The following is a 22,695-nucleotide window of genomic DNA, read 5'->3' on the forward strand; positions in this document are numbered from 1 at the left end:
TGACCCCGGAAGTCGCGTTTCCCCGCATTCCGGGCAGCGGTGGAGATCGCATCGAATGTGCCTGTCGCCGCCGTCGTGGAAAATCGACGGTGGCACGGGAGATACGATGTAGAGTATCCCGTGTAGCCATCGGTGATGGGTGGGAGTACGCGTGGGATACCTTCAGGTCATCACGAGCATCGACTCACCGGACGCCGCGGATCGTATCGGCAGGGCTCTCGTCGAGCGGCGCCTCGCCGCCTGTTTCCAGGTGGTCGGGCCGATTCGGAGCACTTATCGCTGGAACGGCGAGATCGAACAGTCCGAGGAATGGCTGTGTCTCGCCAAAACAACTACCGACCGGGTGACCGAGCTGATCACGGAGCTCTCCGCCGCGCATCCTTACGAGACGCCGGAGATCATTGCGACTCCGATCGTGCATGGGCATACGGACTATCTCGACTGGATCTCGGCGGAGACCGAACCGACGGTCCATAACTGAGACATCCCGGCGCTGGGTCATCCCGACACCCGGCCCGCCCGGTTGCCGGGATGTGCCCGGCAACCGGCTTCCGGTGGGCGCCGGCCGCGGGGGCGCTCAGGTGAGCGCGCGGAGCTGCTCGTCGAGGTCGCGGACGGCCTGCGTCTGCTGCCAGGGCCGCAGATGCTCCCGGACGCGGCGGACCCTGGTCAGCCCGAGGGAGAAGTCAGTCGCCGCGACGATGGCGAGCGACTCGGTCGCGTACTGGGTGGCGGCCTCGATCTCCCGGCGCTGGATGTGGACCTCGGCGATGTCACCGAGCAGCAGGGACCGCTTCTTGGTGCCGCTGTGCGGGGTGGTGGCGCGCAGTGCCTCGGTCGCCGCCGCGTGGGCCGCGGCCGGGCGCCGCAGCCGGGTGTAGGTCGTGACCTTGATGCCGTCCAGGCGGCCGCGGTCGAAGAACTGTGTCCAGACCCGGTCGCCGTCGTCGGCGCGGTCGAACGCGTCCTGGGCGCGGTCGAGGGCGGCCAGCGCGGCCCGCCCCTCACCGCGGGCCGCCTGCTCCTCGGCCTCCCGCCCGGCCAGCCAGGCCTTCGTCATGACGGTGCTGCCCGTCGCGGCGCGGCGCTGCGCCTCGGCCAGCAGCGCGCAGGCCTGGTCGTGACGGCCGATGCCCGCGCTGTGGTAGCTCTCGTAGCCCAGCACGCAGGCCCACAGCGCGCTGTCGTCGGCCTCCCGCGCAGCCTCGATGGCGACCCGGTAGTAGGCCAGGGCCGAGGGGACGTCGTTCATGTCGAAGGCGAGCCAACCGGCCAGGGCGGCGGTCTCGCCGGCCGTGGAGGCGAGGTCCCGGCGGACCGGCGAACGGCCGCTGGACTCCAGGAGTTGCGTGAGCGTCCCCAGATGCCCGGTGACCCTGGGGAACAGGGCCCGGGCCGGAACCCGCTCCTCGAGGCCGTACAGGCCCGCGGTGCAGCGGCTCAGCTCGTCCGCGAGCTCGGGGGTGACCGTGGTGCGCCGGCGCAGCGCGGCGGACAGCCGCTCCCAGGGCGCGTCGTCGCCACCCATGCCCAGCGGGACGACCGCGACACCGCCGGCCGCCGCGAACAGCCGCAGGAACCCGCGCCGCTCCACCGGGAGAGCGTTGTGCAGGCCGGCGTCGGCCTCGGCGGCCTGCAGGAGCAGCGTGCCGGCCGGCACGATCTCCCGGGAGGCCTTGTCCGCGCCGGACGCGTGCGCCGGAAGCCCTGTGCTGGGGTCGTCGTCCACGAAGCCGAGCTCCGCCGACGACCGCTCGAACAGGGCCCGCAGGAGCCGCTGGTAACGAAGGCTGGGCTTTTTATCGCCCTTCTCCCATTTGCAGATCATATTTCCCGTCACGCCGGCCTCACGGCCCTCGTGTATGACGGAAAAACGCCGGATCTCACTGGCCAGTCGTTCCTGCGACCAGCCGCGTTCCTCCCGGCAGGTACGCAACCGCACGTTCGGAGTGCGGGTGATCCCGGCCGATGCCGGCCTGTGGTCGTTCGCCTGCGCAGTCCTCGGCGTGGCACGACCAGCCGACGGTCCTGTCGAGCGCTGCATCGGGACCTCCGAGTCAAGCGGTTGACTTCAGGAGCTTAACCCTGAGTTAGCAAAGACGGTGATACCCCCTGTGTGGTCCTTCGGTGACAATAAAGCGACAAATCATGGCACCGGTTGAGCTGCCCACAGGGAGTGGCCGGGTGGCGCCGCGATGCGCGGCGTCGTCGTCCGGCTGGCGCACCACCATAGAGTCTGATGTCGTGAGAGTCGGACCCCTGCCTCAGAGCTCCAGCGGGCAAGGCCCCAGCGGGCGAGGCCCCCGCGCGCGCGGCGAGGCCCGGCCCCTGCGGGCATGGCAACGCGCAGCCCTGGAGACCTACCGGTCGCGCAGCGCGTCCGGCGGCCGCGACTTCCTGGCCGTCGCGACCCCGGGCGCCGGCAAGACGACGTTCGCGCTGGAGATCGCCGCCGACCTGTTGGCCGCGGGCGAGGTGCGTTCGGTGACCGTGGTCGCCCCGACCGAGCACCTCAAGCGGCAGTGGGCCAACGCCGCCTCAGTGGTCGGGATCGACCTGGACCCGACCTTCCGCAACTCGGCCGGCGCCACCGCGTCGGACTACACCGGGGTCGCGGTCACCTACGCCCAGGTCGCCGCGCACCCCGCCCTGCACCGCATGCGCACCGCCGCGCGCCGCACGCTGGTGATCCTCGACGAGATCCACCACGCGGGCGACGCCCTGTCCTGGGGCGAGGCGGTCCGGGAGGCGTTCGAGCCGGCCGCCCGCCGGCTCGCGCTCACCGGAACCCCGTTCCGGTCCGACGTCAACCCGATCCCGTTCGTGACCTACCTGCCCGACGCCGAGGGCGTGACGCGCAGCGTCGCGGACTCCTCCTACGGTTACGCCGAGGCGCTGCGTGACGGTGTGGTCCGTCCCGTGCTCTTCCTCGCCTACTCGGGTGAGATGTCCTGGCGTACCAGCGCCGGCGCGGAGCTCAGCGCCCGGCTCGGTGAGCCGCTGAACAGCGAGCAGACCGCGGCAGCGTGGCGCACGGCCCTGGACCCCCGCGGAGACTGGATGCCCGCGGTCCTGGCCGCCGCCGACACCCGGCTCTCCCAGGTGCGCCGGGGCGGGATGCCGGACGCCGGAGGCCTGGTCATCGCGACCGACCACACCAACGCCCGCGCCTACGCCGGCCTGCTGCGGCGGATCACCGGCGTGTCTCCCGTGATCGTCCTCTCCGACGACCCGACCGCCAGCACGAAGATCGCCACGTTCCGTGAGTCGACGGATCGGTGGATGGTCGCCGTCCGCATGGTCAGCGAGGGCGTGGACGTCCCCCGCCTGGCGGTCGGCGTGTACGCCACCTCGGCCTCGACCCCGCTGTACTTCGCCCAGGCCGTCGGCCGGTTCGTCCGGGGCCGCGGCCGTTCGGAGACGGCGTCGGTGTTCCTGCCCAGCGTCCCGTCGCTGCTGGCGCTGGCCGGCGAGATGGAGGTCCAGCGCGACCACGCGCTCGACAAGCCGCAGCGCGAGCCCGACGCGTTCGACGACGACGCGCTGCGCGAGGCCAACCGCCGCCGTGACACCCCCGAAAAGCCCGACACTCTGTTCACCGCGCTCGGCTCCTCCGCCCAACTCGACCGGGTGATCTTCGATGGCGGCGAGTTCGGCACGCCGGCCGCCTCCGGTTCCCTCGAGGAGGAGGACTTCCTGGGTCTGCCGGGCCTGCTCGAGCCCGACCAGGTCGCGACCCTGCTGCGCCAGCGCCAGGCGGCGCAGCAGGCCGCCGCGGCGAAGGCGCGGCCCGCGGCCGACGAACCCGTGGTGCCGGCCGCCCGGCAGGGGGAGGCGGGCACCGACCCGGGCGACCGGCCCGTCCACGAGCAGATCGGTGACCTGCGGCGCGAGCTGAACAAGCTTGTCGCCGCGCACTACCATCGCACCGGCAAGCCGCACGGGATGATCCACGCCGAGCTGCGCCGCTCCTGCGGCGGCCCGCCGAGCGCCCAGGCCAGCACGGCCCAGCTCCAGGCCCGGATCGACACGATGCGCCGCTGGGCCGGCTGAGCCGCCCCGCCGACCCCGGTCAGACCCAGCCCGGCGATCCCCGTCGGCCTCGTCCGGCGCGCCGGTCCTCGTCCGTCCAAATTGTTCCGCCGCCCCGTCCAGGGCGGTCAGTCCGGGACGGGGCGGCGGGGCGATGGGGCGGACGAGGTCAGGGCCCCTGGGTGATCTCGATCGACTTGATCTGCGGCTTGCTGGCCGGCGCGCCGTCCGACCCGCCGCCCTCGACACCCGGGGATGTCAGCTTGTCCAGGACGTCGAGGCCCTCGGTGATGTGGCCGAAGACGGTGTAGCCGCCGGCGAGCGCCGCGGCGCCCTGCTGGCTCGGGTCGGCGTAGTTGATGAAGAACTGGCTGCCGTTGCTGTCCGGCTGGCTGCTGTGCGCCATGGCCAGGACACCCCGGTTGTAGTTCACGCCCTCGGTGTTCTCGTTGGCGTAGCCGAAGCCCGGGCCGCCCGACCCGCTGCCGGTCGGGTCCCCGCACTGCAGCACGTTGATGCCGGCGTCGGCGCCACCCGTCTGCCGGTGGCAGGCGGTGTCGTTGTAGAAGCCCGCCTCGGCGAGCGTGCGCAGCGCGTTCACCGTGCAGGGAGCCTTGTCCGCGTCGAGCGCGGCCGTCATCGTGCCCTGGTCGGTGGTGATGACCATGGTGGCGGGGGCCTTGTTCACCGTGGCGGCGGCCGTCGGGAGCCCCACCGGGCGGGACGGCGACTCGCCGCTCGAGGTGTAGACGCAGTCGCCGACCTTGCTCGTCTGCCCGGCCGGCACCGCCGGTGCCGCCGACGCCGACGGGTTGGCCGCGGGATCGGTCGCGCTGAGATTGTCGTTGTCCCCGCCGCCGCTGAGCAGGACCGCGGCGATCACCGAGCCGACGATGGCCACCACGGCCACCGCCGCGACGATCGTCAGGCGGCGTTGCCGTCGCTGGTACGCCTGGCGGCGGCGCTGCGCCTGGCGCGCCGCCCGCGCGGCGGCCAGCTCGCGCTGCCGCCGTTCCTTCGTGCTCGACACCCTCGCCGGCCTCCCGCTCCTCGTCGGAGTGACTACCGGATGGTCATCAGGTCGTCACCAAGTCATCCGTCCATCAGGTGATCGGCCCCGGCCGGCGATCCTCGTCAGCGTGCCGGCACCGGCCCGCCACGAGTGTGCGCATCCGGACCTGTACGCGACCTGTGAGCCGCTCGTAGTCCGTCCAGAACGCGTAGTCCGTCCGGGGCGTCGGTGCGACACGGAACCCGAGGGCGTGACCGGGCGCACCGCCGTCACACAGGGTACGCGGGGGGAATGCCGTGGAAACCGGTGTGCCGAGCCGGGCGCCGGCGCGCCCTTACGACAGGGGGTCCGGGGAGGCGACTGATAGCGTCTGCGCACAGGGAACCGATACGAAGGCTGACACGAATTCATGCTCGACAAGCGCTTCATCCGGGAAAATCCCGACGCCGTGAAGGAGGCCGTCCGCCTCAAGGGCGTCGACCTCGACGTCGACGAACTGCTTCAGCTCGACCAGGAGAACCGCAAGCTGCAGTTCGAGGTCGACGAGGCCCAGGCCCGGCGCAAGTCCTTCGCCAAGCAGTTCGCCAAGGCTGACGAGGCTCGCCGCGCCGAGCTGCGTGCCGAGCACGCCGAGTTCGACCGGCAGCTCCGTGACCTGCGCGAGCAGCTCACCCGGACGAGCACGCGGATGTCCGAGCTGATGCTGCTCACCCCGGGCATCCCCTGGGAGGGCGCCCCGGTCGGCCCGGACGAGTCCGCGAACGTGGTGGTCCGCACCGTGGGCACCCGCCCGGAGTTCGACTTCACCCCGATCGACCACACCGAGCTCGCCGAGAAGCGCGGCTGGGCCGAGTTCGCCCGGGCCCGCAGGGTCGCCGGTGAGCGGGCGTACGCCCTGGTGGGCGACATGGTCATGCTCGAGCGGGCGGTCCACTCCTACGCCCTCGACCTGCTGCGCGAGCGGGACTTCACCCCGGTGTCGGTCCCCGCGCTGGTCAAGGAGGGCCCGCTCGTCGGCACGGGCATGCTCCCGAAGGCCCGCGAGGAGATCTACGAGATCCCCGCCGACGACGCGTTCCTCGCCGGGACGGCGGAGGTGGCCCTGGTCGGCCTGCACGCCGGGGAGATCCTCGACGCCAGGCACCTGCCGATCCGCTACGCCGGCATCTCGCCGTGCTTCCGGCGCGAGATCGGCAGCGCCAGCCGGGACGTCCGCGGGCTGCTGCGGGTACACCAGTTCGAGAAGGTCGAGCAGTTCGTCCTGTGCGTGAACGACCCGGCGGAGTCAGCCCGCTGGCACGCGGAGCTGCTGGCTACGGCCGAGCACATCCTGGCCGACCTGGGCCTGCACTACGAGGTCGTCGAGTGCTCGACCGGGGACATGGGCCTGGGCAAGTTCCGGATGAACGACATCAACACGTGGTTCCCCACCCTCGATCTCTTCCGGGAGACCCACAGCTGCTCGACGCTGCACGACTGGCAGGCCCGCCGGGCGAACCTGCGCTACCGCGACGCGGACGGCAACGTACGTTTCGCGCACACCCTCAACAACACCGCGGTGGCCACGCCCCGCCTGCTGGCCGCGATCCTGGAGAACTTCCAGACCGCCGACCACCAGGTCAGGGTGCCCGAGGTGCTGCGCCCCTACCTCGGCGGCCGCGACCTGCTCTGAGTCGCGACCCGCTCTGAGCCGTGATGTGGGGGCTGGTGGGGCGGCTTAGTTCGTCGAGGGATGGCGGCGGGAGCGGGTGGCGCGGATCAGGGCCGGGGTCGCGACGGTGAGGCGGCGGCCCAGGCCGACGGACACCCGTCGGTCGAGGATCTGGTAGTCGGCGCGTTCGATCTCGTCCAGGATGTCGCCGTAGAGGTGGAACGCGGTCCAGACACAGTCGCGGGACGTCGGGTGCAGCAGCCGGATGCCCGGTCGGGCCGAGCGGAACAGCTCCCGCGCACGGGCGATCTCGTGGGTCAGCAGCCGGCGGACGGGGCCGTCGACCACCCCGGTGGCGAGGCGCCCCCTGGTGACTCCGAACAGGTCCAGGGACGTCTGCGGAAGGTAGACGCGGCCGCGGCGCAGGTCCTCCCCGACGTCGCGGAGGAAGTTCGCGAGTTGGAAGGCGGCGCCGAGGTCGCGGGCGTACGGCTCCGCCGAGGCGTCGACGGGCTCGAGGATGGGCAGCATCTGCAGGCCGATCACCACCGCCGAGCCGTGGACGTAGACCATGAGGTCGTCCCAGGTGGCGTAGCCGGTGACGGTCAGGTCCATCGCCATCGAGGTCAGGAAGGCCTCGAAGTACGCGACCGGCAGGTCGAAACGCCGAATCGTGTGCAGGACGGCTGGCAGCACCCCGGCATCCCCGGCATCCCCGTCGCCGACGGAGCCTGCCCCGCTCCCGTCGACCCCGACCCCGACCCCGACCGAGCCGGTGGCGAGTGCGGTGAGGAAGCGGTTGCCCCACTGTCGCAGCCACTGTGCCTTCGCCTCGTCGGTCAGCGTCGAGTCGAGGTCGTCCACGATCTCGTCGGCGTACCGCGCGAAGCCGTACAGGGCGTGGACGTGCGGGCGCTTCCACCGTGGCAGCAGGAGGGTGGCCAGGTAGTAGGTGCGCCCGTGGACGGCGTTCAACTCGCGGGCGGCGCGGTAGGAGCTCCGCAGGCGCGGATCGGTGATGCCGGCCGCGTCCAGCTCGCTGCGCAGGCCGCTCACGACAGCCAGCGTAGCCGGCGGATCAGGGCAGCCGGGAGGACATCGCGAGTGAGAGCGCGGCGGCGGCCAGCCCGAGCCCGAGGGAGAGGCCGACGAACCAGGTCGTGATCTCCCGGTACTCCGTGCGGTAACCGATGGAGCTGCCCAGGCCCCGGTAGACGGACTGCAGCTCGTCGCCGGAGGTCGCCCGGTGGTACGAGCCGCCTGTCTGGTCGGCCAGCTCACGCAGGGCTTCCTCGTTGACCGGTACGGGGATCTGCTGGCCGCCGACGTCGAGGGTGCCGTCCGAGGTGCCGTAGGCGATGGTGTCGACGGGGATCTCGGCGTCGCGCGCGGCCGTCGCCGCCTGCGTGTTCGGGCGCCCTCGTGTGGTCTCACCGTCCGAGAGCAGGACGATCGCGGCGGGCGGTGGCGGCTGCCCCTCGCCGGAGAGCCGCTGCCCGGCGGTGGCGATCGCCTGCAGGGAGGCGTAGATGCCCTCACCGACGGCGGTCGCCGGGCCGAGCTGCAGCCCGCGGATTCCCGAGCGCACCGACTCCCGGTCGGTCGAGGCGGGGACGAGGACGGCCGCCGAGCCCGCGAACGACACCAGCCCGAGGTTGATCCGCGGCGGGAGCTGGTCGACGAAGGCCTGGGCGCCCTGCTTGGCCGCCTCGAGCCGGGTCGGGGTGATGTCGGTGGCGGCCATCGAGTTCGACACGTCGATGGCCAGGATGATCGTCGCTCGTTCGCGTGGCACCCGTTCGGCCCGGGCGGGGCGGGCCATCGAGATGACCAGGCCGGCCAGGGTGAGCAGCAGCAGCGCCGCCGGGACGTGGCGGCGCCACCACTGCGGGCGGCGCGGCAGGACGCTGGAGAGCAGGGCGGTCGACGACAGCCGCGCGGCGTAGACCCGGCGGCGCAGCGACACCACGACGTAAGCCGCCGTCAGCGCGCCGACGGCGAGGAAGAGCCACAACCAGTGACCGGCCAGGAAGCTCACGGCGCCGCCGCCCGCCTGCCCCGCCGGCCGCCTGCCCCGGCCACGGCTGCTGTCCCGGGTCGACCCCGGCCGGTGGCCGGCGGGAGCGATCGCGGGTGGCCCGGTAGCCGGGTCGAGTCCACGGGTGGGCGTCGTGCCGCGCCGCGGCTCGTCCGGCTCGCCGAGACGAAGCGGACGATGTCGATCAGCCAGTCGGAGTCGGTGCGCAGCACCAGGTGCCCGGCGCCCGCCCGGCGCAGCGCGAGGGCGACCTGGGAGCGGTGCTCGGCCGCGGCCAGGCGGTAGCGCTCACGCAGTCGCCGTGAGGACGTCGGAACCTCCACCAGCTCGCCGGTCTCCGCGTCCACGACCGGAAGCAGGCCCACAGCGGGCAGCGTCAGCTCGGCCGGGTCGAGGACCTCGACCGCGAGGAGCTGGTGGCGCGCCGCGAGGACGCGCATCGGCCGTTCCCAGTCGAGGTCGGTGGAGAGGAAGTCGCTGACGACCACCGCGAGGCCACGGCGCCGGCGCGGGCGGTCCAGGGCGGCGATCGCGGCGGCGAGATCGGTGGCGGCCGCCGGGTCGGGCCGGCGCAGCGGCCGGTCGTGCGCCCCCTCGGGGACCGTCAGCAGGGTCCGCAGCAGCGTTCGCAGGCCCTGGCGGCCGGGCCGGGCGGGGATGACCCGCGGCCCGGCCGGGGTGAGGGCCACGGCTCCCATCCGGTTGCCCGTGCGGGCGGTGAGGAAGCCGATCGCCGCCACCGCGGCGATCGCCAGATCGCGCTTGCGGACCGAGGTGGTGCCGAACTCCTGGCTGGCCGTCAGGTCGACCAGCGCCCACGTCTCCAGCTCCCGGTCGGCGATCAGGTCGTGCACGTGCGGGACGGTCGTCCGCGCGGTGACCGCCCAGTCCATCCGGCGGACGTCGTCGCCGACGTTGTACTCCCGGCTCTCGGCCTTCTCGGTGCCCTGGCCGGGCAGCAGACCGAGATGATCTCCGAGCAGCATGCCGTCCAGCCGGCGGGTCACGGTGAGCTCGAGGCTGCGCAGCGTCCGCTCGACCGACGGCGACGTCGCCGTGGGCTGGGGCGCGGCCGGATCCGCGGGGGGAGCCGTCACCGGGACGGCCCGCCATCGAAGTACTCGGGGAAGCCGGTGCGTGGGTCGGTGCGCCAGCGCCCGGAGTGCGTGACCGGTGGGGGGATGCGCCCGTTGCGCCCGTGGTCGGCGCCGGCCTGCTGGCGGGGCGCGACCTGGGGGTGCGGCAGCGCGTCGAGGACGCGGCCGGCGATCTCCTCGGCGGTGAGCCCCTCGGCCAGCGCCTCGTAGGAGAGGACCAGGCGGTGCGGCAGGACGTCGAGCGCGACCGCGGACACGTCGTCGGGGACCACGTAATCCCGGCCGCGCAGCAGGGCGAGCGCCCGGGCCGCGGCGATGAGGCCGAGCGAGGCCCGGGGGGACGCGCCGTACGCGAGGTGCCCGGCCAGCTCGGGGAGGTCGACGTCGGCGGGGGAGCGGGTCGCGAGCACCAGGCGGACGGCGTACTCGGTGATCGCGTGGTGGACGAACACGTCGTCCGCGCGGTTCTGCAGCCTGATGAGGGACTCCGGCTCGAGGACGCCCTCGGCGGTGGGCGGCCGCACACCCATCCGCCGGACGATCTCCAGCTCCTCGGCCGCGGTCGGGTACGGAACGTTGACCTTCATCAGGAAGCGGTCGCGCTGCGCCTCGGGTAGCGGGTAGACGCCCTCCGACTCGATCGGGTTCTGCGTCGCCAGCACAAGGAAGGGCCGCGGCAGCGGGTGAGTGACCCCGCCGAGGGATACCTGCCGTTCCGACATCACCTCGAGCAGCGCCGACTGCACCTTCGCGGGCGCGCGGTTGATCTCGTCCGCGAGAACGAAGTTCGCGAAGACCGGGCCGAGTTCGATGTCGAATGTCTCCCGGCTGCTGCGGAAGATCCTCGTTCCGATGATGTCCGAGGGGACGAGGTCGCTGGTGAACTGGATCCGCACGAAGGAGCCGCCGACGACCGTCGCCAGCGTCTGCACGGCCAGCGTCTTGGCGACGCCGGGCACGCCCTCCAACAGGCAGTGCCCCCGGGCCAGCAGCGCGACGAGCATGCGCTCGACCATGTGATCCTGGCCGACGATGACCTTCTTGACCTCGAACAACGCCCGCTCGAGCAGGGCCGCGTCGTCGGCCGCCTCGATCGCGGAGGGCTCGGCCGGACGGCTGGCCGCCGAACCCGAGCCGGCGGGCGCCCGGACCTCCGCGCCGGGTGCCGCCATGCCGGGATCGGTCGTCCACTCGTTCATGGCGCCATCCTCCCAGACGCTGTGCGGAATCGAGTGCCAACGGACTCGGGACAGTGTGGCCGGAAGCCTCTTCTAAGGTGCCCTTCAGGAAGTTCTCACCTAATACCGCGCCGAAACTCCGGGGACACGAAACCCGGGTGACGCCCCGAACGCCCAATGACACATTGCGGCGTCAGGGAATAGCCCTCAGTGTCCGCGTGCGGTAGCCACGATCACGGCCGAGAACCCGCTCGGCGGCCAGCCGGCCCGATATCAGCACCATCGGAACTCCCACCCCCGGCCGGGTCCCGCTGCCGGTGAACACCACGTTGGCCAGTCCCGGCGCCAGGTTGGACGGCCGGAACGGGCCGGTCTGGCGGAAGGTGTGTGCCGCCGCGAACGGCGCGCCGGCGGCCATTCCGCGGGCCCGCCAGTCCGCCGGGGTGGTCACCTGCTCGACGTCGATCGACGTCCCGAACCCGGGGTAGCCGGCACGCTCCAGCGTGGCGACGACCTCGTCGCGGTACCGCGGGCCGAGGACCGACCAGTCCAGCGGCGCGGTCAGGTTCGGGGTGGGGAACAGGACGTAGTAGCTGTGCCCGCCGGCCGGCGCGGCCGCGGGCTCGGTGACCGACGGCGTGCTCACCAGGAACGACGGGTCGCTCATCAGCTCCCCGCGCCGGATGATCTCGTCGAAGGTGCGCCGCCACGCGCCCCCGAAGTGGATCGTGTGGTGCGTCCCGGATGGGTGGGCACCCCGGGCGCCGGCGAGCAGCAGGAAGCAGGACGGCGAGTACCGCAGGCGGTCCAGCCGCGCCGGGGCGGCGGACGCGGGCAGCAGGTCGCGGTAGGCCACCGGGAGGTCCGGGTTGAGGATCACGACGTCCGCCGGCACCCGCTCGCCGGCGGTCGTGTGCACGGCGACCGCCCGCCCGCCGCGGACCTCCACCCGGTTCACCTCGGTGCCGTAGCGGAAGGTGGCCCCGTGCCGGGCCGCCGCCCCGGCCATGGCCGCGGCGACCGCGTGCGGGCCGCCGTCGGCGTGGAAGACGCCGGCCACCGAGTCCATGTAGGCGATCACGGCGTACAGCCCGAGCGCCTCGTGCGGGTCGAGCCCGGCGTACATCGCCTGGAAGGAGAACAGCCGCCGGGTCCGCGGGTCGCGGAGGTACCGTCCGACCACGGTGTCCAGGCGGCGGAAACCGCCGAGCGCCGCCACCCGGGCCAGCGAGGGCCGCATCAGGGCCAGCGGCGAGTCGACCTGGGCGTCGATGAAGTCGCGCATCTGCGCCTGGAACATGCGGGTCGCGAACCGGGTGAAGTCACGGAACCCGGCTGCCTCGGCCGGCCCGCACAGCTCCCGCACCCCCTGCTCGGTGTGCTCCGGGTCGGCGCGGACGTCCAGCACGGACCCGTCCGCGAAGCGGGCCCGGTACATCGGGTCGAGGCGGCGCAGCGGCAGCCACCGGCCGAGGTCCTCGCCCACGCAGTCGAGCGCGTCCGCCACCAGGTCCGGCATGGTGAGCACGGTCGGCCCGGTGTCGAACCGGTAGCCGCCCAGCCGCAGCGACCCCGCGCGCCCACCGGGGGTGTCGTCACGTTCCAGGACGGTGACCCGCCGGCCCGCGCCGGTCAGCCGGAGCGCGGCCGAAAGTCCGCCCAGCCCGGCTCCGACGATGACGACGTGGTCCGTCGGCCCGGTCACTGTTCGCATCGGAGGTCCTCTCTGCACCCGCCCGGCCGTCCACCGCTCGGGTGGGTACGGTCTCACCGGGCCCGAGCGGGCCTCCGCTCCGCCCGCCGCCGATGGCCCCGTCGGTGGGGCCACCTCGGTGGGACGGCCCGGCGCCCACCCGGTGACCGCCGCGCGGCGGGAGCCCTGGACCGCCGCCCGGGGCGGGCCAGGGGCGGCCGTGCGCCGAACATCTCACCGCGGAGGGGACCTCGGGCCGGCGCCCGGTGCCGGCGGTAGCGGGTAGCGTTCGACCGTCCTGATCGGCGACCCGGTGGGGTCGCCGCGTTCAGAGGTCGTCCAGAGGTCGTGCGGAGGTGTCGTGTCTGATCTCGTCGTCGTCGTGCTCGGCGTCGCGCTGCTGGTGGTGACCGGCAGCGCTCTCATCCTGCTCCGGATGCCGCCGGAGCGGCTCGAGCGCACGGTCGACGAGGTGACGTCCGTGGAGGTCCGGCTCGCCGCCGGCCGGGTCGAGATCGGCGAGTACGACCGGTCGGACGTCGCCGTCGAGATCCTCGCGCGCCGTCGACCCGGGCGGGCGAGGCCGACCATGACCCGCTCGGGCGGTGTGCTGCGGATCGACGGGCGGACGAGCGAGGCGCTGGCCCGGCTGAAGCTGCCGCGCGGGACGAAGGCCCGGGCCGAGGTCCGGATGGGGGAGATCACCCTCTGGGGCTCCGCCGGTGACCTGGTGCTGGTCACCGAGGGCGGCGGCATCACCGGGCGGGAGCTCTCCGGCGCGCGGGTCAGCGCCCGTAGCCGGACCGGCGACGTCAATCTGCACTTCGACGGCCCGCCGGACGACCTGTCCGCGGTCAGCGAGGACGGCATGGTGACCCTCGTGTTGCCCGAGGGCGAGTACGGGGTCGAGGCGGAGGCAGGGAACCCGCAGTCCGCGGTCGTCGACCTGCCGAGCGTGCCGGGTGCCGCGCGCCGGGTGCTGGCCCGCAGCGTCGCCGGCAGGATCAGGATCAGGCCCGCGTCACCGCGCGGTCCGGTGCGGATCTAGGCCGACCCGGCGCCGCGGTGGCCGTCACGGGCCCGGCAGGCCCTGTCCGGGGTGCGGGTCGCCGCCGGATTACTCTCTTCTGCATGACAGGGTCCCTCTCATGACGGCGGCTGGGAGCACGACGCGGATGTCGACCCCAACGGTGGCCGAGTGCCTGGCCTCCGGACGTACCTCTTTCTCCTTCGAGTTCTTCCCACCGAGGACGGCCGAGGGCGAGCGGCATCTGTGGACCGCGCTGCGTGAGATCGAGGCCCTGCACCCGACCTTCGTGTCGGTGACCTACGGAGCCGGCGGTTCCACGCGGGACGGGACCATCCGGGTCACCGAGCGCATCGCCACCGAGACCACGCTGACGCCCATCGGGCACCTGACCGCGGTGAACCACTCGGTGGGCGAGCTGCGTCAGGTCATCGGCGGCTACGCCGGCGCGGGCGTGCGCAACGTGCTGGCGCTGCGGGGCGATCCGCCGGGCGACCCGCAGGCGGAATGGGTGCGCCATCCCGAAGGCCTGGCGTACGCCGACGAGCTGGTGCGCCTGGTCCGCTCCCTCGGGGATTTCTGCGTCGGCGTCGCCGCCTTCCCGGACAAACACCCGCGGTCGCCGGATCTGGAGACCGACGCGCGGTTCCTGGTGCGAAAGCTGGACGCGGGCGCCGACTTCGCCATCACCCAGTTCTTCTTCGGTGCCGACGACTATTTCCGGCTGGTCGAACGCGTACGGCGGCTCGGCTGTGACGCACCGATCATTCCGGGTGTGATGCCGGTTACCAATGTGGCCCAGATCGAGCGCATGGCGCAGCTTTCCGGCGCGGATTTCCCGGCGGATCTCGCGGCCCGTCTGCATGAGGTCGCGGACGATCCCGCCGCGGTCCGGGCGATAGGTGTCGAGGTCGCCACGGAGCTCTCCGAGCGGCTGCTCGCCGGCGGCGCGCCGGGGCTGCACTTCATCACGCTGAACCGTTCCAGCGCGACGCGTGAGATCTACCAGTCCCTGGGCCGCTGACGATCCGCCTGTGGCCTGTGGCGCCGCGCTCCCGTCCGGCCGGGGCGCGCGGCGGCGGGCGGCGTGGCGGTTCAGTCCTGTTCCTCGTATGCGTCGAAGACGCAGAGTAGCCATTCGTCGCGGAAAGTCTGTTCCCGCACCAGCGCGAATCCCGCGTGGTTCGCCGCGTCGATGACGGCGGTGACCAGACCGAGATCGAGAGCGTTGAAGACCGGGGTGATGCGCACGGCCAGTATCACCTGGTCACGGTGCGCGCTGAAAACGTGATCGGGGTCCAGGTCCTCGATGGACTCGACGACACCGGTCGGCTGGTCGGATACCACGACGGAACTCTACGGCGCGGGCACGATGGACGGTGTGCGCACCCCGATACCCGATCGAGACACCTACCTGGTCGAATGGGCCGCGCTACACGGCGGGTACGACCCCCGAAGTGGCGCGCGCATGATCCGGATCTGGCTCGATCTGGTGTATCGCCTGGCCAGGCCGCTGGCCGCGGCCGGCGTTAGTCCGGGCGCGGTGACGGCGGCGACGGTCGCCGCCACCACGCCGGTGATTCCCGCCGCATGGGCGGGAGGCCGTTGGGTGCTGGTCTGCCCACTCGTCGTCGTGGCCGGCGGCCTGCTGGACAATCTCGACGGCGCGGTCGCCGTGCTGCGCGCCCGGGTGACGAGCTGGGGCTACGTGCTCGACTCGGCCGCAGACCGGGTCTGCGACGCCTGCCACCTGCTCGCGCTCTGGCTGGTCGGGGCACCGGTCGCGCTGGTCGTGTCGGCGGGCGGCGCGATGATGATGCTCGAGTACGTGCGGGCCCGCGCGGCCGGTGCCGGGCACGGTGAGATCGGCACCGTGACGGTGGGGGAGCGGCCGACGAGGATCATTCTCGCGGCGGTGGGTCTCGCGCTGGCCGGGGCCGTCCCAGCGCATGCGGCCGCGGTGGCCACGGTCGCCGCGGCGGCCACGCTGGTGGTGTGCGTCGTCGGGCTCGTCCAGTACCTCGTCTCGGTGCGGTCGGCGCTGTCGTCGGGCGGCGGGGTCAGGCCGGGCCGATGAGATCGGCGACGATCTTCGCGGAGAGCGTGACCAGCGGCAGCCCGCCGCCCGGATGGGCCGAGCCGCCGACCAGGAACAACCCGGGTACCGGCGAGCGGTTGCGCGGGCGTAGGAACGCCGACCGCGGCCCGTTGGAGGACACGCCGTAGATCGAGCCGCCCACAGCGCCGGTCGCGCGTGCGAGGTCGGCCGGCGAGATCGTCCGGTACCAGCGCACCCGGGCGCGGACGTCGAGCCCACGTGAGGCCAGCACCTCGAGGATGCGGCGGGCGTAGGCGTCGGCGAGCCCGGGCCGGTCCCAGTCCACACCGGGACCCCGCGGGCCGGCGGCGGCGGTGGCGGCGGCGTGCGGGCTGGCGTTCACCAGGACGAACCACGCCTCGTCGCCCGGCGGTGCGGTCGCCGGGTCGTCCGGCGCGGCGATGTAGACGGTCGGATCCCAGGCCAGCCGGCCGCCGAAGACCGCGTTGAACTCGTCTTCATAGTCGGCGGGGAACAGCACGGTGTGGTGGGCCAGGCCCGGCGTCCGCCCGCGCAGTGCCAGCAGCAGGACGAAACCGGACAGCGACGGCGCCAGCCGCCGGATCCGCCGCCGGCTGGCCGGATGGTCGACGAGCGGGCGCGGGCTGGCCCGCCCGGGCGCCGCGGGCGGTGCGCCGTCGTAGAGCCGGGCCGCGTCGACGTCGGACACGACCAGGTCGGCACCCAGCAGCGTTCCGTCGGCCAGGCGGACGCCGTCCACCCGCCCCCCCGGCGTGCGGGTGATCCGCGCGACCGGCGCGCCGGTGCGGATCACCGCGCCGCGCTCGGCCGCCCGCTCGGCGATCGCCTGCCCGAGCAGCCGCAGCCCGCCCGGGACGTACCAGCCGCCGAACCGTCGCTCCACGTGCGGGACCGTGACCAGCGCGGCCGGTGCCCGGCGCGGATCCGAGCCGGTGTAGGTCGCGTACCGGTCCAGCATCATGCGCAGCCGCGGATCGGTGAGGTGACGGCGCCCGATACCGCGCAGGGTGGTGCCGGGTGCGACGGTGGCCAGCCCCAGCGGGCGGCGCGCGGCGGTCCGCGCCAGCGCCGCGGCCGAGACCGGGCTGCGCAGGAAGGGCTGTTCGGACACCGCCCAGACCCGGCGGGCGCGTTCGTCGAGGCGCCGCCACTGGGCCCCGGCCCCGGCGCCCAGCCTCGCGTCCAGCTCCGCGTGGAACGCGGCGTCGTCGGCGTGCGCGGTCACCGTCGCCCCGTCGGCGAACCGGTAGGCGGCGATCGGGTCGAGGCGGCGCAGCGTGAGCTGCTCGCCGAGCGGCCCGCCGGTGGCGGCGAACAGCTCCTCGAACACCTCGGGCATCGTCAGCAGGGACGGGCCGGTGTCGAACCCGTAGCCGTCGCGTTCGTACCAGCCGAGCTTGCCGCCGATCCGCTCCGCCGCCTCGCAGACGGTGACCCGGTGCCCGGCGGCGGCGAGCCGAGCGGCGGCCGCGAGCCCGCCGACGCCCGCCCCGACCACGACGACCGTCGCCACGGCTCCGAGCCTATGCGCGGTCGTCCGCTCCCGGTCGGTGGCCCGTTCAGCGCGCGGCCTTTCCAACGGATGGTGCCGTGCCGGTGCCGCCACCAGGACAGCGCCGTCAGGTAGCCGAGCAGGCAGACGGAGACCGGATGGGCCGCCGCGTCCGGCCAGGCACGGCCGCCGGTGCGCCGGGCCGCGATCAGCCGGCTCACCGTGCCGGCCAGCAGGCCGACGAGCCCCGCGCGTGACCCGCGCGTCGCGGCGACCGCCGGGCCGACGAAGAGCCATCCGAGCACGGCCAGCTGACCCACGCTGGCCGCCGGGGTGCCGCCCGCGGCCCACAGCGACTTGGCGTAGCCGTCCCGCAGTGGCTGCCAGCCGTCGTACATCCAGGTGACCGCCAGCTCGGTGCCGTCGGCGACCACACCGCGCCCGCCGGAGTGCTTGACCGCGCGCAGCAGCTCGATGTCGTCCAGAACGGCGCCGCCGACCGCGCCGTGCCCGCCGGCCCGGCGGTAGGCCGCCGCGTCCACGCAGAGGAACTGGCCGTTGGCCGCGGCCAGCGACGGGCGGGCGGAGCGCTCGGCGGCGCGCAGCGGGAGCAGCGCCAGCCACGACCATTGCAACAGCGGCTGCACGAGCCGTTCGGCCGCCCCGACGGCGACCTGCCGCGGGTAGGGCGAGACGAGGTCCAGGCCCGATCCGCGCAGCAGGCCCACGGCCCGGGCGAGGCCGTCCGGGGCGAGGGTGACGTCGGCGTCGACGAAGACCAGCACGGTGCCGGTGGCCTGGCGCGCCGCCCGGGCGCAGGCGTGGGGCTTGCCCAGCCAGCCGTCCGGCGGCTCCGGCCCGGTCAGCACCCGCAGGCGCCGGTCCCGCTCGGCGAGCCGGCGCAGGATCACGCCCGTGCCGTCCGTCGAGCCGTCGTCGTAGACGATCACCTCGAGGTCGGTGACGTCGCGGGAGCCGAGCAGGGCAGTCAGGCAGGTGCGCACCCGCGCCGCCTCGTCCCGCACGGGCAGGATCACGCTGACCCGCTCCCGCACCGGGACGGCCGGCGCCGGGACGCGCAGCAGCGCCGCGTTCACCGCCGTGTGCGCCGCGACAGCGACGGCTCCGGCCGCCCCGGAACGCACCAGCGCCGTTGCCAGTCTGTCCCCGCTCACAGCTCAGAGCGTGCCAGGTCCCGTTCGCGGGCGGTGCCGGCCCACCCGCGGGCCGCGTCGCGGCGGCCGAGCAGCACGGCGAGGCCGAGCAGCGAGCCCATCGCGGCACCGCCGGCGAGCGCCACCCCGGGACGGCCGAAGAAGGCGAGGTTGGCCAGCACCGACGAGGCGCAGGTCCAGCCAAGCAGGGCCATCGGCGCCCGGTCGGCGGAGGGCGCGGCGGTGGCGGTCCGGGCGGTGGCGGGCAGGGCGGCCAGCGCGCCGGTGAGCAGCGTGCCGACGAGCAGCCATCCGGCCGCGTTGCTGAGTGGGATGCCGTTGAGCGCGGGACCGCCGGAGGACCACGCCCAGTAGCCCTCGGCGACCATCTGCGGGTCGAGGAACAGATCCCAGGCGGTGAGCGTGGCACCGCCGACCAGCGCCGTCACTGCCCAGCGCGCGGCCGGTGCCCGCACCAGCGAGCGGGCGCAGCGGCGGCCGAGCACCAGCGCCGGCAGGCCCATCATCGCCCAGGCCAGCGGCACGACGACCGGGACGCGGGCCACATCGGGGCCGAGCGCGGAGCCGTACGCGTAGTGGCCGAACGGCCAGCCGGTACGCAGGCCGATCGACTCGGCCAGCAGGCCGGTGCCGGCGGCCAGCGCCGTCGCGGCCGCGGCCCACGCGGGCCCGTGGACGGCGGCCGCATGGCTCACCGCCGCCGCGAGGAAGGCCAGGACCGACAGCACCGTCACGGCCGCCCGCCTGTCCCCGGAGGTCAGCGGATAGGTGATCTGGAGCGCGACGGCCACCGCGGTGGCGAGCCAGGGCAGCACGGCCGCGGCCCGCCCCGCAGGGGCGGCCGGAGGTGGATCGGCCCGCCCCGCAGGGGCGGCCGGAGGTGGATCGGAACCGGCTGGTCCCGACCGGCTCACGGCACCCGGGCGGGCTGGCCTGCCGGAGAGGAGCGCGGCGGGTCGTCGGCGTCCCGCCCGGGCAGCTCCTTGCCGAGCACGGCGTACTCGGTACCGCTTCCGGGAAACTGGAAGTGCGACAGCAGGGGCACGAATCCCTCGCTGGCGTACAGCCGGCGCGCGCGGCTGCCGGGCAGCTCGAGCGCGGAGAGCGCCGCCGTGCGGTGCGGGACGTCCCGCAGCAGCTCCCGCAGCAGGTCACGGCCGATGCCGCGGCCCTGGTAACCGGGCAGCACGTGCAGCTCGACGACCTCGAGGCAGTCGGCGAGCCAGTGCGCCGCGGTCCCCTCCGGCAGCGCGCCGGCGACGACGTCGTGCCACCACTGGCCGTTCTTGCCGGGCAGGCCGTAGGTCATGCCGACCAGCTCGTCGTCCGGGGTCACCGCGGCGACGGCGCGCAGATCACGGCGGTCGAAGTGACGGCGCGCGTGCGTCGCCCTGTCTCGGGCGGCGCGCACCGGGTCGTCCTCGTGGTGGTCGAGGAACGCGGCCTTGTACACGGCGATGACGTCGTCGAGCCGGGCCCGCATCCGGGCCGGTGACCACCGCACGATTCGGACGTCGGTCAACAGCCTTGCCTCCTGTCGCGCCGGGCCATCCGACGATAACGCGCGGCGCGAGGCCACCGCCCGTCGGCCGGAACGGGTCTGGCAAACAGTGCTATAGCCGACCCCCGCCGACGGGCAGCCCGGTCCGGTCACCGGCCATGGCCAGCTGTGCCCACCACGGGTGGCCGTCGAGCAGGTCGGCCACCAAATCCGCGAGGGCCGGCGCCTGGACGGCTCCGCCCGCGTTCGTCCCGGCCGCGACGACGATCCGCCCGCCGAGCTCCGCCGGGGCGTCGACCACCGGCAGGCCGTCCGCGGTCATCGGCCGCTCGCAGGTGCGCACCTCGCGGACGTCCAGCCGCCCGTCGGGCCCGCGCAGCGCGGGGAAGAGATCGCCGATGGCCACGATGAGCGCTGTGACGAGCTCCTCGACGGCCCCTGCCACGCCACCACCGCCCGCTTCGGTGTCGCTGTCGGCCGGGACGAGGCGCGCGCCGCGCCAGGACGCCAGGCCGAGGTACCCGAAGCCACCGCTGACGTGGATCACCGACTGGTCGGCGGCGGGCGTCAGGTTGATCACACCGAGCGGATCGCCCGCGTGGATCTTCAACGGTCGGGCCACGCCCGGGTTCGGCAGGGTCAGCGACACCCCGAGCACGTTGGCGACGCAGCCGGCGTCGGGCCAGCGCCCCCCGAGCAGCCGGTACAGGTCACGGCCGCCGACGGTGAGGACGACCCGGCCGGCCGGCACGACCGTGCCGTCGCCGAGCTCCACCTCGACCGCCGCGCCGGTGGGCCGCAGCCCGCGGACCGCGGCCGACGCGACGACCGGCACGCCCCGGCGGCGCAGCAGGTCGGCGAGCGCACCGGCCAGGTCGTGGACGGCCACGGCGCACCCGTCGACCTCGACGGCCCCGCCGCCGGACCGGCTGCCGGCTCCGCTGTCGGTCCGACAGTCGGGTCCGGCGCCGAGCCCCGCGGCGAGGGCGGGCCAGTGCCGGCGGATCGCCGCGGCGTCCAGGTCGGTGGTGTCGTCGTTCGCCTGGCTCTGCAGCGCGCGGCCGGCGGCGAGCCCGGCGTCGTCGAGGTAGACCCGGGCCAGCCGGTTCCCCCGCAGGCAGGCGCCGAGGTCGTCGGGACGGGCCCGGAAGATCTCCTCCCACCGCCGCAGCCCCAGCCGATTGAGCGCGATCACCGCCTCGGCGGCGAGGGCGCGCATCCCCGGCCGGTCGGTGAACTGCTCGAACGCCTCGGCCCAGGCGGCCTCGGGCGCCGAGAGCGATTCCGGCGGGCGCAGCCGCCATCCGCCATCCGTCGGGGTCCGGGCGAGGACCCCGGCGCGGGTGGCGTCGGCGTGCGGCAGAGTCTCGGTCGTCGACAGGTGACGTCCGTTGGCGCCGGCGAAGGTGGTGCCCTGCTCGTCGACCCGGCGGCGGTCGGCCGGTGCCGCGTCGAGGACCACGACCCGCCGCCCGGCCTCGTGCAGCCGCAGTGCCACGGTCAGGCCCACGATCCCGCCGCCGACCACCACGACGGCCTCGGCCTCGGCCCGGCTCGGCCCGGCGGGTGGGCGCGGGAGCTCCCGCCGGTCGTCGAGATCGAGGCGGGCGAGGGCGGTCAGGACGGCCTGGTCGAGATCGGCCGCGCACTCCGGCGCGCGCATCGCGGCCGACACGAGGGTGAAGCCGGGCCGCACCCGCCGCGGGTCGTCCGGGTCGTACCGGCCCGCCAGCAGCGCTCGCACCGGGTCCAACAGCCGTGGGGCGTTGTCCAGGACGACCTCGAGATCGAGCTGGTCGAAGGCCGCCGTCAGCGCCTGCCCGGTGAACACGTCGGGCTCGCACACCGAGACGATCCGGTGGCCGCCGAACCGCTTGAGCCGTTCGGCCCCGATGAGGCCGGTGGTGGGATGCTCCCCGCCCGTGGTCAGCGGGACGGCGAGCCCGAGCAGGTCGGCCGCGTCGAGCACGGACTCGACGTCCCGGGCCGCCCGGATGCGTCCCGCCGGCAGCCGCCTGGCCGTCAGCCAGCGGTCGAGGGCGCCGGCGCCGGCGGCCAGCGACGGGCTGTACACGATCACGTCGTGGCCGCGGGCCACCGCCTCGCGCGCGACGCGGCTGTTGATGTCACCGCTGCCGATCAGCCCCACCGTCGGCGGCCGTGGGCGGTGGCCCGCGGCGCGGCGGGGCGCGAGGAGCTCGTCCGCCATGAACCGGGCGACGTGCCGGGCGTTGACCTCCGGGGTGTTGCGTACGGTCACGCCGAGCTCCGCGGCCGCGTCGGTGTCTATCTCGGCCAGTGACGTCCCGCGGCGGATCACCGCCAGCGCGCGCCGGTCCGGTGTCCTCCGCATGGCCTGCGCCCACCGGTGCAGCGCGTCGCCCGGAACATGGTTGGCCCCGACGACGAGAGTGTGCGGCCGGTGTTCGGTCAGCGCCGCGGGCAGGTCCGCGGGCCGTCCGGCGAGCTCCGGGAGAAGCACCGCGCCGGCCCGGGTGGCCAGCCCGGCGACCCGGGCGGTCACCGCCGTCGCGATGAGGGTCCGCCGCCCGGCCGGGGCGGCGTCGGTGGTGCTCCCGGCCGGTCTCCCGCGCGCGGCGAGCGGGGCGGAGGGGTCGAGGGACCTTGGCATGCGAGTTACGCCACCCGGGTTGGATCGAACGCGGCCGGCCGCGACCGTCGTGGTCGGAGGCGGTGCGTGGTCGGCGGGAACGGAGCG

Annotated in this window: 18 protein-coding genes and 1 pseudogene; 6 read left to right on the forward strand and 13 right to left on the reverse strand. The window is 74.2% G+C overall.

What is annotated here, in order from left to right; genetic code table 11:
* Positions 1-151 precede the first annotated feature (151 nt).
* A complete protein-coding gene (cutA, locus tag MXD62_RS15235) occupies positions 152-481 on the forward strand; it encodes a divalent-cation tolerance protein CutA (RefSeq protein WP_020462610.1) in 330 nt (109 codons plus the stop codon).
* A 96-nt stretch (positions 482-577) separates the two neighbouring features.
* Here the strand turns inward: cutA and MXD62_RS15240 are convergent, their stop codons facing one another.
* Positions 578-2,044: a helix-turn-helix transcriptional regulator gene (locus MXD62_RS15240; RefSeq protein ID WP_248829916.1), complete on the reverse strand. Its 1,467-nt coding sequence runs from the start codon at positions 2,042-2,044 to the stop codon at positions 578-580.
* A 200-nt stretch (positions 2,045-2,244) separates the two neighbouring features.
* On the opposite strand from MXD62_RS15240, the gene MXD62_RS15245 reads away from it, so the two are divergent.
* A complete protein-coding gene (locus tag MXD62_RS15245; protein ID WP_248829917.1) occupies positions 2,245-4,053 on the forward strand; it encodes a DEAD/DEAH box helicase in 1,809 nt (602 codons plus the stop codon).
* Between the two features lie 148 nt (positions 4,054-4,201).
* On the opposite strand, the gene MXD62_RS15250 is transcribed toward MXD62_RS15245, so the two are convergent.
* Positions 4,202-5,062, reverse strand: a complete 861-nt coding sequence (locus tag MXD62_RS15250) for a peptidylprolyl isomerase (protein ID WP_248829918.1) — start codon at positions 5,060-5,062, stop codon at positions 4,202-4,204.
* Between the two features lie 391 nt (positions 5,063-5,453).
* Between MXD62_RS15250 and serS the strand changes: the two genes are divergently transcribed.
* Entirely contained in the window at positions 5,454-6,716 is a 1,263-nt protein-coding gene (gene serS / locus MXD62_RS15255) for a serine--tRNA ligase (RefSeq protein ID WP_248829919.1), read from the forward strand.
* 45 nt (positions 6,717-6,761) lie between these two features.
* On the opposite strand, the gene MXD62_RS15260 is transcribed toward serS, so the two are convergent.
* The 5 genes from MXD62_RS15260 to crtI all read right to left on the reverse strand — a co-directional run bounded on the left by MXD62_RS15260 (position 6,762) and on the right by crtI (position 12,722).
* The gene (locus tag MXD62_RS15260) at positions 6,762-7,751 is read right to left on the reverse strand and encodes a phytoene/squalene synthase family protein (protein ID WP_248829920.1); all 990 of its coding nucleotides are present in this window, start codon (positions 7,749-7,751) and stop codon (positions 6,762-6,764) included.
* A 22-nt stretch (positions 7,752-7,773) separates the two neighbouring features.
* Complete coding sequence (locus MXD62_RS15265; protein WP_248829921.1) at positions 7,774-8,733, reverse strand: VWA domain-containing protein; 960 nt, start codon at positions 8,731-8,733, stop codon at positions 7,774-7,776.
* On the reverse strand, positions 8,730-9,830 hold the full coding sequence (locus tag MXD62_RS15270; protein ID WP_248829922.1) for a DUF58 domain-containing protein: 1,101 nt from the start codon (positions 9,828-9,830) through the stop codon (positions 8,730-8,732). The genes MXD62_RS15265 and MXD62_RS15270 overlap by 4 nt, the downstream gene beginning before the upstream one ends.
* Positions 9,827-11,029 (reverse strand): MoxR family ATPase, encoded by a 1,203-nt coding sequence (locus MXD62_RS15275; RefSeq protein ID WP_248829923.1) that lies wholly within the window; start codon positions 11,027-11,029, stop codon positions 9,827-9,829. The genes MXD62_RS15270 and MXD62_RS15275 overlap by 4 nt, the downstream gene beginning before the upstream one ends.
* Positions 11,030-11,201: 172 nt before the next feature.
* The gene (gene crtI, locus MXD62_RS15280; RefSeq protein WP_248829924.1) at positions 11,202-12,722 is read right to left on the reverse strand and encodes a phytoene desaturase family protein; all 1,521 of its coding nucleotides are present in this window, start codon (positions 12,720-12,722) and stop codon (positions 11,202-11,204) included.
* Positions 12,723-13,062: 340 nt separating this feature from the next.
* Here crtI and MXD62_RS15285 point away from each other — a divergent pair, with 340 nt between their 5' ends.
* Positions 13,063-13,749, forward strand: coding sequence for a DUF4097 domain-containing protein (locus tag MXD62_RS15285; protein ID WP_248829925.1), 687 nt, complete (start codon positions 13,063-13,065; stop codon positions 13,747-13,749).
* Positions 13,750-13,876: 127 nt separating this feature from the next.
* A complete protein-coding gene (metF, locus tag MXD62_RS15290; protein WP_248829926.1) occupies positions 13,877-14,752 on the forward strand; it encodes a methylenetetrahydrofolate reductase [NAD(P)H] in 876 nt (291 codons plus the stop codon).
* A gap of 71 nt (positions 14,753-14,823) precedes the next feature.
* On the opposite strand, the gene MXD62_RS15295 is transcribed toward metF, so the two are convergent.
* Positions 14,824-15,075 carry a hypothetical protein gene (locus MXD62_RS15295; protein WP_041254788.1) on the reverse strand — a complete coding sequence of 84 codons (252 nt, stop codon included), beginning with the start codon at positions 15,073-15,075 and terminating at the stop codon, positions 14,824-14,826.
* On the opposite strand from MXD62_RS15295, the gene MXD62_RS15300 reads away from it, so the two are divergent.
* Entirely contained in the window at positions 15,038-15,805 is a 768-nt protein-coding gene (locus tag MXD62_RS15300) for a CDP-alcohol phosphatidyltransferase family protein (protein WP_248829927.1), read from the forward strand. The two genes, MXD62_RS15295 and MXD62_RS15300, sit on opposite strands and share 38 nt — an antisense overlap.
* Here the strand turns inward: MXD62_RS15300 and MXD62_RS15305 are convergent.
* The 5 genes and pseudogenes from MXD62_RS15305 to MXD62_RS15325 form a co-directional block, all read right to left on the reverse strand.
* Positions 15,789-17,321 carry an NAD(P)/FAD-dependent oxidoreductase gene (locus tag MXD62_RS15305; protein ID WP_248829928.1) on the reverse strand — a complete coding sequence of 511 codons (1,533 nt, stop codon included), beginning with the start codon at positions 17,319-17,321 and terminating at the stop codon, positions 15,789-15,791. The two genes, MXD62_RS15300 and MXD62_RS15305, sit on opposite strands and share 17 nt — an antisense overlap.
* A gap of 410 nt (positions 17,322-17,731) precedes the next feature.
* Positions 17,732-18,475: pseudogene (locus MXD62_RS15310) on the reverse strand (glycosyltransferase family 2 protein); the annotation flags it as partial.
* Complete coding sequence (locus MXD62_RS15315) at positions 18,472-19,290, reverse strand: carotenoid biosynthesis protein (RefSeq protein WP_248829929.1); 819 nt, start codon at positions 19,288-19,290, stop codon at positions 18,472-18,474. The pseudogene MXD62_RS15310 and the gene MXD62_RS15315, both read right to left, overlap by 4 nt.
* Before the next feature lie 95 nt (positions 19,291-19,385).
* Positions 19,386-19,997: a GNAT family N-acetyltransferase gene (locus tag MXD62_RS15320; protein ID WP_248829930.1), complete on the reverse strand. Its 612-nt coding sequence runs from the start codon at positions 19,995-19,997 to the stop codon at positions 19,386-19,388.
* Between the two features lie 91 nt (positions 19,998-20,088).
* Entirely contained in the window at positions 20,089-22,608 is a 2,520-nt protein-coding gene (locus MXD62_RS15325) for an FAD-binding oxidoreductase (protein WP_248829931.1), read from the reverse strand.
* Between the last annotated feature and the right edge of the window lie 87 nt (positions 22,609-22,695).

The organism is Frankia sp. Mgl5 (assembly GCF_023242985.1).
GTDB classification, from domain to species: Bacteria; Actinomycetota; Actinomycetes; order Frankiales; family Frankiaceae; genus Parafrankia; species Parafrankia soli.

Excerpts from the sequence above, each read along its gene's own strand:
- crtI (WP_248829924.1), bottom strand. The coding sequence starts at position 12,722 with ATGCGAACAGTGACCGGGCCGACGGACCACGTCGTCATCGTCGGAGCC.
- MXD62_RS15300 (WP_248829927.1), top strand. The coding sequence starts at position 15,038 with ATGGACTCGACGACACCGGTCGGCTGGTCGGATACCACGACGGAACTC.
- MXD62_RS15275 (WP_248829923.1), bottom strand. The coding sequence starts at position 11,029 with ATGAACGAGTGGACGACCGATCCCGGCATGGCGGCACCCGGCGCGGAG.
- serS (WP_248829919.1), top strand. The coding sequence starts at position 5,454 with ATGCTCGACAAGCGCTTCATCCGGGAAAATCCCGACGCCGTGAAGGAG.
- MXD62_RS15240 (WP_248829916.1), bottom strand. The coding sequence starts at position 2,044 with ATGCAGCGCTCGACAGGACCGTCGGCTGGTCGTGCCACGCCGAGGACT.
- metF (WP_248829926.1), top strand. The coding sequence starts at position 13,877 with ATGTCGACCCCAACGGTGGCCGAGTGCCTGGCCTCCGGACGTACCTCT.
- MXD62_RS15325 (WP_248829931.1), bottom strand. The coding sequence starts at position 22,608 with ATGCCAAGGTCCCTCGACCCCTCCGCCCCGCTCGCCGCGCGCGGGAGA.